We start from the raw sequence: 14,473 nt of genomic DNA, 5'->3' as shown, positions 1-14,473 counted from the left end.
ATAACTGCACACAGCTTTTTGCTCAGATATCGTTCATTTGCTAGAGTCGATTCCAAAGGGAGCATGAGGAATGCTCAGATATGGCAATCGACTGGTTTTCTGTTGACTCGGGTGATCATCATTTGCCATATTCCTCACTCCTTTCCCCTGCAGTTTCCTTTTAAAAAATCAGCTAAAAAGCAATAAAATCCTACCATGAAAAACATGGCAGGACTGTATGTCTTGTGTTACCGTTCAAGCTTTAACTCCGTAGGGCGGTGAAATGACATTAGTCGAAACCTTAGCGATCTCAACTGCTAACCAACGCGTAGTGTCTCCACTACTTTGCGGTAGTCATCCGTATCCCTATGGTAGCCTCACCTACCGATTTTTCATACTAACTATACTCCACTTAAGAATGATTGTCAACCCCAAATGGCTGTTTCTGAAAATTTCTTTTCATTCTTATTGTGGCAAACAACGTACAATTCTCTTGCAAATCTCTTCTACTAAAGACTTAGGCGCTGCAATATTCAGCCTTGCATGAAGTTCGCCCTCACTTCCATAATCGCTTCCTCGATTGAGAATGACTTTGGCTTGGTCATGCAACAAAGTAAAAAGTTCATCATCTGTCAAACCATAGGCACTGAAATCAAGCCATATCAGATAGGTCCCTTGTGGTTTCATTACTTTTAAACGCGGATCCTCTTTGGCAAAATACTCGACTGCAAATTGAATATTTTCTTCTAAAACAGCTTTTAGTGCCACTAACCAAGGTTTGCCATAACGATAGGCCGTTTCTGTCGCAATATAACCTAAACTTGACACTTCATGGTGGTTATTAACAAGTTGCTGGTGTTTAAACTGCGCACGTAATGAAGGATTTTCAATAACAGCATAGGAATTTTTAGTCCCTGCAATATTAAAGGTCTTGGTAGCACTAGACAGTATAATGGCAAATTCTTTAAAATCAGGTGAAATGGTATTAAAGGAAACATGCTCATGACCAAACAAGGTCAAATCTTGATGAATCTCATCTGATACCAAAATAACCTGGTGTTTTTGACAAAGATGACCGATTTTTTCCAAAACCTCCCTTTCCCAGACACGTCCTCCGGGATTGTGCGGATTGCAAAGAAGATACAATTTCACATTATTTTCGACAATCTCTTTTTCCAATTGTTCGAAATCAATTTGAAACAGACCATTTTCTTCTTTGAGAGAATTAGATACTAATTTTCGATTGTTTAAGCGAACGCTACGAGCAAAAGGTGGATAGACAGGAGAATTGATTAGAACAGCTTCTCCTTCTTTGGTAAAGGCTTGAATCGCAAGGGAAATAGCTGGCACAACACCTTCTACAAAAACAATATCTTCCTTATCAAACGAATACTGATGTTCGCTCTTTTCCCAATCCAGCACCGCTTGGAGCAGCTCATCACTCGCATAAGTATAGCCATAAACCAACTGCTCTGCATAGTCATGAATCGCATTTTTCACTTCCGGCATAACCTCAAAATCCATATCTGCAATCCATGCTGGCAGCAATTGAGGATCTGTCTCTGTCTCTTTCCACTTATAAGTGTGGTGAGATAAGCGATTCGGTGCTGTTTGAAAATTGTATTTGCTCATATTATACCTCCAAAGCAAATTTTAAATCTGTTATCAAATCTTGACTATCCTCAATCCCAATGGACAATCGCAACAAGTCATCCGTTAAGCCATAGGATTTCCGCACGTCAGCTGGAATATCTGCGTGTGTCTGAGTCGCAGGATAGGTAATCAAGCTTTCGACACCACCCAAGCTTTCTGCAAAAGTAAAGACTTTTAGCGTATTTAGCAGCTGTGGAATAACTGCTTCATCCTTTACTTTAAAGGAAACCATGCCACCCTTTCCTGGATAGAGAACCTCTTTTACTGCTGGCGAATCTTTCAAGAAAGCTGCTACAGCTTGCGCATTTTTGTCGAACGCTCCATACGCAAAAACAAGGTTTTCAAACCTCGAAGCAAGAGATAACTATCAAATGGAGATAAAACAGCTCCTGTTGTATTGAGATTGTAGAATAGATTCTCATAAATCTCTTTATCACTCGTCATAAGAGCACCAGCCAGAACGTCATTATGTCCTCCTAAGTACTTAGTTTCCGAATGTAGCACAAGATCCGCTCCATTTTCCAAAGGGCGTTGATAGATTGGAGTATAAAACGTATTATCTACAATAACCTTTGTACCTTTTGCATGAGCTTTTTCTGCAATAGCCGCAATATCAAACTTAAGCATTAAAGGATTGGTCGGGGTTTCCAGATACACCACATCTATATCCTCTGTTAAAGCAGCAAGCAATTCTTCTTCCGTATTTGCATATGTAAAGTGAAAGCGCCCTTCTTGCTAGACTTGATGAAACCAGCGAAAAGAGCCGCCATAAAGGTCACGAACCGCCAGAACCTTGCTCCCAACTGGAAAAACACTAAAGGCCAAAACAATGGCGCTCATTCCTGAGCTAGTGGCTAATGCATAATCCGCATGCTCAATGGCTGCTAACGCCTTTTCCAAGCTGCTTCGCGTTGGGTTTTTCGTGCGCGTATAGTCATAACCTGTAGATTTTCCAAATTCTGGATGCTGATAGGTCGTTGAAAAATGCAAAGGAGTTGTCAAGTCACCTGTTGCTTCATCCGTTTTAATACCAGCATGAGCTAAAATCGTGTCTAATTGTAACTTTTTATCCATAATAAATAACCTCCATAAGATAAGCGCGGAATCAAGCAATTCTTATATTTCTAAGTGATTCTATTGTATCATCTTACGAAAGCACTGTGTTTTGTTCTTTTCAAGAGCCAGATATAGTTTTAAACTATACTGACTATTCAAAAGATTATAGAACTTGATTGCAAGAATAGCTATTTTCATTATAGCTTAATTTTTATAAATTTTCTACAATATTAAAAAGCCTTTCGGCCTTTTAATGAATATGAAATTTTTGACGTAAGGTTTGAGCTTTCTCACCAATAAAACGGTCTAACAAACGGACTCGCAAAGCCATTGCTCCATAAATAGCCATGCCCAAGCCACCGATGATAACCAAATAAAGCATACTAGAAATGCGTCCACTTGGATGAAAGACAAAGCCAAGTACGACTTCTACAATGGCAATCAAAAGAGCCATGACTGTCGTTAAAATCCCAATCAACAAACTCCGTTTGAAGAGAATGATTTGATTGAGTCCAGTTACTTGACGAATGTGTTGGTACATCAGAATGATTGGGACGATGAGTCCAATTGTTGTTGCCAGAAGCGGTCCATAGGCTCTAAACAGATAAATAAATGGAATTTGCAAAATGAGCTTAACAAGAACTCCGTAACCAAAATAGAAAATTGCTTTACGATTTTGAAAAAGCGCCTGAATCATTGGCGACAAGACAGTATAGACACCAAGAATAATCGTCTGTAACATAGCAAAAATGAAGAGCCCCAAAGCTAAACTATCTGGTTGTCCGTAGAAAATCGTATACAAAGGATGGGCTACTAAGACGGAACCAATCGTTGCTGGTAAAAGAAACAGCAGTAACATACTCAAATTATCTTGAATCAAGCGCGCAGCCGCCTTTAAATCACCTTTGACATAGTTTTCTGTCAGCAAAGGAATCCCCACACCGCCGATCGAAGTTGCTACCGCAATCAAAATCATGGTAATCTTATTTGGATTAGCAGAGAAATAACTGAACATGACTACCAGCTGAGAATTGCTATAATTGGTGAACCATTTCATCGTATTGATAAATGTCATCTGGTCAATAATTTGGAAAAGCTGAATAGCAGAACCCGTGATGATAAAAGGAATGGCTTCACGAATCGTATCCACCAGCAAAGCATGACTGTTGATTTCAGCACTATTAGCTGGTTTGTGTAAGATAGATGTCAAGAGATTGGTTTTCCAAAGAAAATAAACCAAAACCGCCATACTGGCAAACATGCCGACAAAGGCTGCAAAAGTGGATTGGGTCACTGCAGCAACATAATCTTTAGAGCCCAATTTCATAATGAAGAATGTTGCAAGCAACATCCAAATCACACGAATGACCTGCTCGGCAATCTGGCTCATGGCATACGGTTTCAAATTGTTAAAACCTTGGAAAAATCCACGAATAACACTCATGGCCGGAAATACTAGCACAGCCCACGACAGACTCTGCATAACTGGAATCAGCTCTTTCCCAACTCCTGATACACGCGCAAAGAACGGTGATAAGAGATACATAATCACTGCAAAAATGACTCCCAACAAGAGCATGAATTTCAAAAATTCACGAATGAGAGTAAAACTATGATCTTTTTGATCAATCGTATTGTACTTGGCGACTTGCTTGGCGACTGCAACAGGTACACCTGCCGTGGAAATCAGAAGAAACCAAGCATAAATATTGTATCCCATGGTAAACAAACCATTGGCTTCTGCACCATGTTTCCCCATCCAGATATACCAAGGAATAATATAAATTGCCCCTAAAAAGCGGCTGATAAAGTTACTAGCTGTCAGCCACGCTGTCCCTAGAAGCATTTGTTTTTGTTGATTTGTTGTTTGTTGCTCCATACATAACCTCTGAAAATAATCTCATCTTATTATAAACTTTTCCTTTCCGCTTGTAAAACCTCGCCATTAAGTTTACAATAGAAATATGATAACAATTGAAAACGCATTAAACATTTTAAAAAACGATCACAATTTCCGTGAGATTATCGACAAGGGACAATATTTTTATCATTATCGTGGTCTTGTTTTTGAAAAAATCAGCTACGACAGCCGTGAAGTGGATGCTTCCACTCTTTTCTTTGTCAAAGGTGACAATTTTAAAAAAGAATTTTTGGAAAAAGCTGTTGAATCAGGCTTACAGTTCTATGTCAGTGAGACGGATTTTGAAGTAACTATTCCGGTAATTCTAGTCAACGACGTAAAGCAAGCCATGAGCCTTCTTGCCATGGAATTTTATGGAAATCCACAAAATAAACTCAAACTGCTCGCATTTACAGGAACTAAAGGAAAGACAACGTCTGCTTATTTTGCCTATCATATCCTCCAACAAAGTCATAAGCCAGCTCTCTTGTCTACCATGAACACGACGCTTGATGGAGAACATTTCTTCAAATCTACTTTGACAACACCGGAAAGCTTGGATTTGTTCAAAATGATGGCGACAGCTGTTGAAAATGGTCGAACTCATCTCATTATGGAAGTTTCCAGTCAGGCTTACCTGAAAAAGCGGGTTTACGGTTTAACCTTTGATGTTGGCGTTTTCCTCAATATTAGTCCTGATCACATCGGACCAATTGAACACCCGACATTTGAAGACTATTTTTATCATAAACGGCTTCTCATGGAAAATAGCCAAGCTGTGGTGGTCAATAGCGAAATGGATCATTTTGAAGTTTTGGCTGAGCAAGTTGCTTCCATGGAACATGATTTCTACGGACAGTATTCAGACAATCAAATTCATCACTCGCAAGCCTTCTCTTTTGAAACAAGCGGAAAGTTAGCAGAGAAATTTGACATTCAGCTGATTGGTCGTTTCAACCAAGAAAATGCGCTTGCTGCTAGCCTTGCCTGTCTCCGCTTGGGTGCTTCCATTGCGGACATCAAGAAGGGAATTGCAAACACACGCGTACCTGGACGTATGGAAGTGCTGACTCAAAAAAATGGTGCCAAAGTGTTTGTGGACTACGCACACAATGGTGTCAGCCTCGCCAATCTCCTATCTGTCGTCCAAGAACATCAAAAAGGTAGGATTGTTTTGGTGCTCGGTGCAACTGGAAATAAAGGAGAAAGCCGTCGCAAAGATTTTGGTCTACTAATCAATCAACATCCAGAATTGACCGTTATCCTGACAGCAGATGATCCAAATTACGAAGATCCAATTGCTATTGCCAAAGAAATTGCTTCTTACATATCCTTTGATGTTGATATGATTGCTGACCGCGAAGAAGCTATTAAAACAGCCCTTAGCTTAACTAGCAAAGAAGGCGATGCCGTCATTCTAGCTGGCAAGGGCGCAGATTGCTACCAAATTATAAATGGTAAAAAAACTGACTATCTAGGTGATTATGCCATCGCTGAAAAATATTTATAGAAAATAATAAAGGTCGAGACAAGCGTTTTCGACCTTTAATTATTTAAGAAAATTTATACTAGCAAGGAGAGATGAACACAATTCCTCAGAAATCAAAATCTTGCTTTATGACTTTACTTTCTCCAACTAATCAAGACATACATTAGACTTGACCCAAACATATCTGCAAGTGCATGCACGAGGAAGAAAGGCAAGAGATTTTTAACCTTATATTTGTAAAGAAAATAATAGAGAAGTCCAAAACCAACACCGATTGTCAGTGCCCAGAGCATTCCTTGATAGGTATGGAAAGAAACGCGAACAATCGTCGAATAAAGAAGAACCAACCACTTATATTTATCTTTCACTGAGGTCAATAAACCTAAGAAGAAAAATTCTTCATAGAAGCCATTGAGCAAAGCATAGAGAACAGCCATAGGTGTCAAATCAATAAATTTGCGGAAAATTTCTGTCAGATCAATATATTTCCACAATTGCAGATCAAAATAATTGTATTCTCCGCTAAGAGTCGTCACTGTATCTGCGAGAATCCCCATAACCGCAAAGATAAAGGGAACCCAAAAGAGCACAGACCACGATAAACGAATTGGCAACTGCTTAAAGTCAAAACGGCGAAGTATTAAATAGGCTATCGTCAAAGCTAACATGAGAAGCTGCAATTCTAAATTACTGAAATAAGCTGCTCCGTCACTTGCTGTTTTACTAGCTGTACCTGTTACTGCTGCCGTAGTGGACGGTGATAAGCTCGCAAAATAAAGTTCCGTTGAGCGATAGATAAATTGTCCAAATAGCAGAGCTGTAACAATGACAATATCAAACCATTTCAAATACTTCAACGGCTGAGACGGACGAATTTTTGCTAAAAGATTCACGATACCTTCCTTTCATGCAACGAAACGATTTAGTGACTACCAAATCTTGCTAAACTTAAACCTTATACTTATAAATCTATCAAATAAACCTTAAAATTTTATTATTCTAAGGTTTATCTAATGCTTCCTTTACACGAAAGGTCAATGTTGCCTGATCAAAATCCAACTTTAATTCATGTTTTCTTGCTTCGTTAGGCACGATGTAGCCTAAAATCACTAGAGCATCTACAAAAATATCACGCCGTTTCTGCATCAGCTCAGTTTTTCGACCATATTTTAAGAGAAAGGTCGTCATATATTTTAGAGCATACTCAGGATTTACATCTCCTACCAAATCATAGAGTTTTTGTTGCTGATTGATCAATGGATATTGTTGTTTCAACCTATAAAAATAATTGGAAAGCGTCAACTGCTCTCTGAGAAAATCCGTTTTTTCTACTAAAATAGCTTGGTTTGTTTGATTGGTTAAATGCGTCTCAAAACGCATATTCAGCAATTCTTGATAAAGAGGACTATCATCTCGCACAAAGACTTCCTGATCCAAAGACAAAGCCGTCACATTTTCCAACAGAGGAACGCTTTGACGATAGCGTTTATTTTCCCGAAGCACATAGCCTGCCTTGATATAATCCTCTATAGAGCGATCAATATTGGGAAAATTTACAAACTCACGCTTTATCTCTCGCAAAGTAACATCGTCATGTTGATCTAAATAATTTATCAATTCATGAAAAAAAGGCTGACGTGTCAAACGACTGGGATTGATTACTTTAATCATCTAATCTTCCTTTATAAACTAATTTTTCGGATTGAGCCAATTGGCTAGGATTGGTTCCTGGCTGATGAAGAGGAACTGCTAAACCTAACTCTTTGTAATACTGCTGCCAAAAAGGAGCTATTTCCTCTTTTTCATCACCGAACTGCATAGGAATGGTTTCAAAAATGGGGAGGATTTCTGCAATATATTCAGAACAATAAAAGCCTGTCGTATCTGGATAAAAGCTATTATTATAAGGTTTATAAAGGTGTTGCTCTGCTCTTTTCCAGACAGCTTTTACATCTATGTCAGAACAAGCATAAACAGCATAACATTCATCAACCTGTAAAAATTGATCTATCGATTCTTTAATGACACCGCGCTTACTTGTCGCATGGTAAATCCAACCAGCAAAGAAGATTGCCACATGGTTATACCGCCCAGTTGATCGCTGAATAGCTTCTGCTATATCAGATGGGCTGGACACAAAAAGCAAATCCCCATTTTTTAAATCTTGAATTTTCATAGAACTATTGTATCAAAAAAGGAGCCGAAACTCCCTTTTTATTCTATTCTTAAGCATTAAAACTTTCTGTTAATTGCGGAACGACTTGTTTCTTACGAGAAACAGCGCCAGCAAGGAAAGCGTGGTTATTGTCAAGAACAAAGTTGAAAGCTGCTTCTACCTTGTCCATATTGCGACCGATTGCCAGGATTTCCGAGTTTGAATTGACAATGTCAGTAATCATTAAAACAAAGTCAGAATAACCATTGGCTGCATTTGTTTTTTCAATAGCTGCTTCCAGTTCTGCTTGGCGTTCTAAAACTTCTGCAATATCAACTGTGTTGACCTGTGCCACACGAACTTGATTTCCGTTTAATTCAAATGTTTTAGCATCAATATCAATCAATTCCTCGGCTGTTTTGCTTGCTAAGTTCGTTCCAGCTTTAAGCATAGCCAAACCGTATTTTTCCAAATCAACTCCTGCAAGCTCTGCCAACTCAGGTGCAATCACTTTATCACTCGGATGAGTGGTTGGTGATTTCAGAAGAAGCGTGTCTGAAATCAAACCTGAGAGCATCAAGCCTGCAAGTTCTTTTGGTACAGCTACACCAGATTCTTTAAACATACGATAAACGATAGAAGAAGCTGAACCAACAGGCTCCAAACGCATATAAAGTGGGCTGGATGTTTCAAAATTAGCTACACGGTGATGATCCACAACGCCATACACTTCTACTTCTGCAATGTCAGAAATAGATTGTTGAAATTCATTGTGGTCTGTTAAAATGACTTGCTCAACTCCTTCTGCTTTGGCAGATGTCACCACACGCGGTGCTTTTACACCAAAAGTATCCAAGACAAACGCTGTTTCTTCATTTGGAGTCCCAAGAGCCACTGCTTCTGTATCCAAGCCATAAGCTTCACGCGCAAGATAAGCAAAGGCCACAGCTGAGCCAATCGCATCTGAATCTGGATTTTGATGACCGAAAACTAAAATTTTAGACATGATCGTACCTCGTAAACTTTTTATATACTTTATTTTAGCACAATTTTAAGATTTTCACAAAGAGAGGAATAGAAAAGCACTTAATCGTCAGTTTTTCTATCTAACTTCTTAGGTGCTGGTCAACATTTCACTTTCTACTTTTGATCAACTATTATGTATGCGATTCATATACTCTGTATAGGATTCGGTTTTCATGAGTTCTTTGGCATTTTTTACTCGGTCAGCAGTTGGTGGTTTAATACCTTCTAATGGATAAGGAATTCCTAATTCACGCCATTTAAATTCTCCCATTGTATGATAAGGTAGCACTTCAAATTTATCAACTGTTTTTAACGTTTTGACAAACTCACCTAATTCTTTTAAGTCGTCATCACGGTCTGTTAACGTTGGAACCAAAACATGGCGAATCCACATTGGAACACCTTTATCAGACAGATATTTTGCACATTCCAAAATATTCTTATTGGTATGCCCTGTCACAAATTTATGCTGGGCATCATTGATTTCTTTAATATCCAGCAACACTAAATCTGTCACTTCAAGCAGGCGATCAAAAACTTTGAGATACTCTGGTGTATTACGGAACGGCATCGCACAAGTATCTAACGTACAATGAATTCCCAATTCTTTAGCTTTGGTAAAAAGTGCAATCACAAAATTAATCTGCAAAAGAGCTTCACCACCACTTACTGTAATCCCACCTTTTTTACCCCAAAAGCCACGATAACGAAGCGCTTCTTGCAAAACGTCTTCAACCGTTCGCTCTCTTGAATTATTGGTTTCCATTGCCCATGTATCTGGATTGTGGCAATATTGGCAACGCATTTTACAACCCTGTAAAAAGACAATGAAACGGATACCAGGCCCATCAACAGCTCCAAAACTTTCAGTTGAATGGACCATACCTGTTACTTTTCCATAATCAATGACTTCTTTTTCCATCGTCTTATCCTCTTGAAAACGTTTTATAATACTATTATAACACTTCTTTTCTAGATAGAGGGACAATTTGTCTATTTTTTAGAAAATAATCTGTTTTTCGGTTTCATTTTCAATGTTTTTCAAAAAACGAGAGAAGTCTAAAACTCTCTCGTTTATCATCTATTCCTTTTAATCCGCCACTTTCTTTCGCCAAAGGAGGGTTGCGTTTAAGATGACAATCCCTACAACAACGACTTCAGCGCCTGTTGTTCCTGTAGATGGTAAAATCCTCTTTTTAGTTAGTTTATCATCTTTATTTGGTGGCATTGTGGTGTCACCAGAAGGTTTTGGTTCAGTTGATTGTGTCGGTGTCGTATTACCTTTCTTCTGACTAAAATCAAGCTGTGCAATAACGGGATCGTGATCTGACGCCCGACCGTGTTCTTCCATAAAGGAAGCATTGATATGAACTGGTGAGAATACTGTTTTATCTGCAATATTTTTTGAAATAAAGATATTATCTAAACTTTGATTGCTGCCACGGTAGAAGTAAGAATACCGATCAGCTGCATCATGATTGAGCATCATATTTACCAATTCATTACCAGCCACTGCTTTGGCAGTTTCTGAAAATTCAAAGTCATTAAAGTCACCAGTTAAGACAAACTTCAAATTTGGATTTTGCTTCAACCCTTCTTTTACAAAGGCATTCAGCAACTTAGCTTGTTCAATCCGTTGTGCCAATGTATTTTGTACTGCAGGCTGTTTTGAACCATAAACCGCATCGTCCCCGAGCTTGGATTTCAAATGATTGGCAATCACGACAATCCGTTCGCCTTTAAATTCAAACTCAGCTGCTAAAGATTTTCTAACTTTTTCAAATACTGGATTAGCTGGGGCTATTCTGGCAGGATTTTTCACCAAATGACCGTCTTTGAAAGTAGCCGCTTCTGTGCTACTTCCTGCTTCACGTTCTACTAGCTTCACTCGTTGAGGATTGTACAAGAAAGCTACACGAATATTGGAACCAGGTTTTCCTCCGTCTGCACCGTCAACAGGAGCTACTTCGACATACTTATACTCTTTGCCACCTAATTGTTTAATCTTAGCAGCTAACTTTTCCCCGCTTTCAACACCACTTACTGTGCCGTCATTGACACTTCCATTATTATCTTGAACTTCTATGAGTGTGATAATATCTGGACTATGGATTTCATTGATAAAGGATTTGGCAATTTTCTCCACTTTTGCGTCAGGTGTTTCGCCCGTTGCATTGTTCGCCGAGAAGTTTTCGATATTGTAAGAAGCAATCGTCAATTTATCTTCACTTGGGTAAAGTTTAGAAACCTCTCTTTGCAAACCACCGTCTTGCAAAGCTGGTAATTGGGTTGGCTCCAACTTAAAGACTTTACTGCGATAACTCACGACTCCAACAACATCTTCATTAAAGTAATCTTTGGCTTTGGCAACAAACTTATTTCCTACATAAACTGGAATGGTTGCCGTATTTTGCACATTCAGACGTAAATTGACGCCACCGATATTATTTAACGGTAATTCTTGATAGCCAGCAGGCAACAGGTAGATATCCCCGCGATATTGTGGTCCAAGCACATGAGGTTTTTTAACTGTTGTCAACATGCCTTCAAGACTTTCCCAATAGTCCAAGGCGTCATGCTCTGGATCGTAGACAGTCGGAGTATTGTCTACGATATCTTTTGGCATACGCTCTGAAATATTGACTGATTCTGGTAGTGCGGCTGTACCGTTTTTCGTTACCTTAGAAGCAAACAATTGTGTTACAGTTAAGCTGTCAGTTGGTTTACGGAAAGTTTGCCCCGGACGGACGCTGAGCGACTCCATGTAACCTTCTTTAACTTCACCTTCAATCGTCAATCGGTCTCCAACAGCTACTTTTTCCTTTGAAACTACATAGATAGCGTCTGAAGTCTTTGTGTTCCCGTCAGCTTTGATGTCTTGTGCATAAAAGCCATATCGATCCGTTTTAGTGACGACTACACTTGACACGCGCACCTTTTTCCCATTATAAGGCGATTCATGTGCTTCGCCTTGAATTTGACCAATATTAGCTACCTCGGTAAATTCCGAAACAGCGGCTCTTGCTTCACTGCTTGAAGCTTCTGTCTTAGGTGTTTCTTCGCTTGTGCTACTTGGCTCATTCGTACTACTCGTACTGCTTGCTGAACTTTCAGAAGTTGTTTCTGATGATTGCGACTGAGTTGTCGAAGCAACAGAACTAGACTCTGAAGTCGTTGTTACAGAAGTTTCTGAACTTGAAGAGCTCGCCTCATTTGCCTGAACAATAGGACTTAGAACGCTACTAGCTAACAAAATAGCTGTCGCAAACAATACAGGCAATTGTTTTGAAGTTTTTTTCATATATTCTCCTTTACATCATAATTTAGAAATCAAATTTCCTTGAGATGTATTTCTACCGTAATTATTATAAATAAAACAGAAGGCCGATGCAATCGCTTTCTTTCAAATTTAAAAAAATCGCCTGAATGGTTCAGTCGATTTTAGGATTTATTGCTACATTTAGTGTTTATTTACAATAATTGCCAAACTTTCATAAGGTCTTAATGTTACAACTTCTGCTGTTTGAGTTTCTTCATAATTGGAAAGGAGCACTTCGCCATTTTGATACTCTGGTAAAATATCTATCGTAATCGGATCTGGATAAAAGTTATTGAGTACCAAAAGTTTTTCGTCACCTAATTGACGCTCAAAAGCATAAACTTGCTGACTATCTTCATAAGCTGGTTGATAGCTGCCTTCGGCAATAATAGGAAGCTCCTTACGAAGGGCAATCAGTTTTTGATAGAAAGTGAAAATCGGTCCTTGTATCTCATTTTCAACATTGATTTCAGGATAAGATTTCCCTGCTTTGAGCCAAGGGGTGCCTGTCGTAAAGCCAGCATTTGCTGAATCACCCCACTGCATGGGAGTGCGAGAATTATCGCGAGATTTGGCCTGAATAATTGCAAAAGCTTCTTCTGGTGTTTTGCCTTGCTCCAGCAGCATCTGATAGGCATTGATAGACTCCACATCCACATAATCTGCCATAGAGTCATAGTCTGGATCCACCATGCCGATTTCTTCTCCCATATAAATATACGGCGTGCCGCGAGATAGATGAATGCTGGCCGCAAGCATGGTTGCTCCTTCATTGCGGAAATGCTGAACATCAACAAAACGATTTAAGGCACGTGGCTGGTCGTGGTTGTTCCAAAATAGAGCACTCCAGCCATCATGGTCACTCATTTCCTTGCCCCACGTATGGAAAAGATGCTTGAGTTCCTCGAAATCAAATTTTTTCAAGCTCCATTTTTGACCATTTTCATAATCCACCTTCAAATGATGGAAATTGAAAGCCATAGACAATTCGTGACGTGCCGGATCTGTATAGAGAATGCAGTTTTCAATAGTAGTCGCACTCATTTCTCCGACAGTTATAAATGAGTCAGCCTGTCCGAAAGTCGCTTCATTCAGCATGTGCAGGTAGTCATGTACAATGGTCTTGTCCGTATAGGCAGGCTTACCATCATTTTCCGGACAGTTTTCCAACACCTCATCTTTTCCAATCAGATTGATGACATCAAAGCGAAAACCTTTGACACCCTTGTCCCGCCAAAAATTGACAACTTTGAAAAGTTCTTCGCGGACATAAGGATTGCGCCAGTTGAGATCAGCCTGCGTCACATCAAAGAGGTGCAGGTAGTACTTGCCAGTGTCGCCAAAAGGTGACCAGGCGCTGCCGCCAAACTTAGACAGCCAGTCTGTCGGCTCATCACGCAGAAAGAAAAAATCTTGGTAGTACGGATCGCCAGCTAAAGCTTTTTGAAACCATTCATGCTCGGTCGAGCAATGATTTAAGACCATATCCAGCATGAAGTCAATGCCGTATTCTTTCCCAACTTGGACCATCTCTTCAAAGTCAGACATCGTCCCAAAAAGAGGGTTGACAGCCGTATAATCTGAAATATCATAACCATTATCACGCTGCGGGCTGGGATAGAAAGGATTGAGCCAGACCATATCCACTCCTAATTCTTTGAGGTAAGGAATTTTCTCAATAATGCCTTGAAAATCTCCTAGCCCATTGCCAGTCGTGTCTTTAAATGATTTTGGATAAATTTGATAGACGACTTTTGTCTTATCTAATGCCATTTGTCTTCCTTTTCTATTTTCTAAAAGAAAGAGGCGGGGCTTGCGCTCCTCCCCTTTATCGTTACTTTTATTCTTTGTACGAGCCTTTTTGCCTCTCGTTAAGAGATTGCTGCTTGGATTTCC

10 protein-coding genes, 1 pseudogene and 1 riboswitch are annotated in these 14,473 nt (G+C 39.4%); of the genes and pseudogenes, 1 reads left to right on the top strand and 10 read right to left on the bottom strand.

Features of this window, described 5'->3' with window-relative positions:
• Positions 1–222: 222 nt before the first annotated feature.
• A riboswitch (M-box (ykoK) riboswitch) is annotated at positions 223–375 on the bottom strand.
• A 69-nt stretch (positions 376–444) separates the two neighbouring features.
• The 3 genes and pseudogenes from HMPREF2876_RS01855 to HMPREF2876_RS01845 all read right to left on the bottom strand — a co-directional run bounded on the left by HMPREF2876_RS01855 (position 445) and on the right by HMPREF2876_RS01845 (position 4,567).
• On the bottom strand, positions 445–1,611 hold the full coding sequence (locus tag HMPREF2876_RS01855; protein WP_024052044.1) for a MalY/PatB family protein: 1,167 nt from the start codon (positions 1,609–1,611) through the stop codon (positions 445–447).
• Between the two features lies 1 nt (position 1,612).
• Positions 1,613–2,706 (bottom strand): annotated as a pseudogene (locus tag HMPREF2876_RS01850) (cystathionine gamma-synthase).
• A gap of 232 nt (positions 2,707–2,938) precedes the next feature.
• On the bottom strand, positions 2,939–4,567 hold the full coding sequence (locus HMPREF2876_RS01845) for a putative polysaccharide biosynthesis protein (protein WP_070241568.1): 1,629 nt from the start codon (positions 4,565–4,567) through the stop codon (positions 2,939–2,941).
• A gap of 85 nt (positions 4,568–4,652) precedes the next feature.
• On the opposite strand from HMPREF2876_RS01845, the gene HMPREF2876_RS01840 reads away from it, so the two are divergent.
• Complete coding sequence (locus tag HMPREF2876_RS01840; RefSeq protein ID WP_024052048.1) at positions 4,653–6,098, top strand: UDP-N-acetylmuramoyl-L-alanyl-D-glutamate--L-lysine ligase; 1,446 nt, start codon at positions 4,653–4,655, stop codon at positions 6,096–6,098.
• 113 nt (positions 6,099–6,211) lie between these two features.
• Here the strand turns inward: HMPREF2876_RS01840 and HMPREF2876_RS01835 are convergent, their stop codons facing one another.
• The 7 genes from HMPREF2876_RS01835 to treC all read right to left on the bottom strand — a co-directional run bounded on the left by HMPREF2876_RS01835 (position 6,212) and on the right by treC (position 14,350).
• Complete coding sequence (locus HMPREF2876_RS01835) at positions 6,212–6,970, bottom strand: CPBP family intramembrane glutamic endopeptidase (protein WP_024052049.1); 759 nt, start codon at positions 6,968–6,970, stop codon at positions 6,212–6,214.
• A 106-nt stretch (positions 6,971–7,076) separates the two neighbouring features.
• Positions 7,077–7,748, bottom strand: coding sequence for a DUF1803 domain-containing protein (locus HMPREF2876_RS01830; protein WP_024052050.1), 672 nt, complete (start codon positions 7,746–7,748; stop codon positions 7,077–7,079).
• Positions 7,741–8,253: a YiiX/YebB-like N1pC/P60 family cysteine hydrolase gene (locus HMPREF2876_RS01825; RefSeq protein ID WP_024052051.1), complete on the bottom strand. Its 513-nt coding sequence runs from the start codon at positions 8,251–8,253 to the stop codon at positions 7,741–7,743. The genes HMPREF2876_RS01830 and HMPREF2876_RS01825 overlap by 8 nt, the downstream gene beginning before the upstream one ends.
• 49 nt (positions 8,254–8,302) lie before the next feature.
• On the bottom strand, positions 8,303–9,238 hold the full coding sequence (locus tag HMPREF2876_RS01820; protein ID WP_024052052.1) for a manganese-dependent inorganic pyrophosphatase: 936 nt from the start codon (positions 9,236–9,238) through the stop codon (positions 8,303–8,305).
• 144 nt (positions 9,239–9,382) lie between these two features.
• Complete coding sequence (pflA, locus tag HMPREF2876_RS01815; RefSeq protein ID WP_024052053.1) at positions 9,383–10,180, bottom strand: pyruvate formate-lyase-activating protein; 798 nt, start codon at positions 10,178–10,180, stop codon at positions 9,383–9,385.
• 168 nt (positions 10,181–10,348) lie between these two features.
• Entirely contained in the window at positions 10,349–12,559 is a 2,211-nt protein-coding gene (locus HMPREF2876_RS01810; protein WP_024052054.1) for an endonuclease/exonuclease/phosphatase family protein, read from the bottom strand.
• 159 nt (positions 12,560–12,718) lie between these two features.
• Entirely contained in the window at positions 12,719–14,350 is a 1,632-nt protein-coding gene (gene treC / locus HMPREF2876_RS01805; RefSeq protein ID WP_024052055.1) for an alpha,alpha-phosphotrehalase, read from the bottom strand.
• Positions 14,351–14,473: the final 123 nt, after the last annotated feature.

The sequence above is a fragment of the Streptococcus sp. HMSC073A12 genome (assembly GCF_001812815.1).
Lineage (GTDB): Bacteria > Bacillota > Bacilli > Lactobacillales > Streptococcaceae > Streptococcus > Streptococcus vaginalis.
The sequence above is the reverse complement of the archived record's forward strand: the minus strand, read 5'-3'. Positions and strand labels throughout refer to the sequence as shown.

Bases quoted from the DNA above. Each gene is read 5' to 3' on its own strand.
- treC (WP_024052055.1), bottom strand. From the start codon at position 14,350: ATGGCATTAGATAAGACAAAAGTCGTCTATCAAATTTATCCAAAATCA.
- HMPREF2876_RS01825 (WP_024052051.1), bottom strand. From the start codon at position 8,253: ATGAAAATTCAAGATTTAAAAAATGGGGATTTGCTTTTTGTGTCCAGC.
- HMPREF2876_RS01830 (WP_024052050.1), bottom strand. From the start codon at position 7,748: ATGATTAAAGTAATCAATCCCAGTCGTTTGACACGTCAGCCTTTTTTT.
- HMPREF2876_RS01840 (WP_024052048.1), top strand. From the start codon at position 4,653: ATGATAACAATTGAAAACGCATTAAACATTTTAAAAAACGATCACAAT.
- HMPREF2876_RS01810 (WP_024052054.1), bottom strand. From the start codon at position 12,559: ATGAAAAAAACTTCAAAACAATTGCCTGTATTGTTTGCGACAGCTATT.
- HMPREF2876_RS01845 (WP_070241568.1), bottom strand. From the start codon at position 4,567: ATGGAGCAACAAACAACAAATCAACAAAAACAAATGCTTCTAGGGACA.
- HMPREF2876_RS01820 (WP_024052052.1), bottom strand. From the start codon at position 9,238: ATGTCTAAAATTTTAGTTTTCGGTCATCAAAATCCAGATTCAGATGCG.
- pflA (WP_024052053.1), bottom strand. From the start codon at position 10,180: ATGGAAAAAGAAGTCATTGATTATGGAAAAGTAACAGGTATGGTCCAT.
- HMPREF2876_RS01855 (WP_024052044.1), bottom strand. From the start codon at position 1,611: ATGAGCAAATACAATTTTCAAACAGCACCGAATCGCTTATCTCACCAC.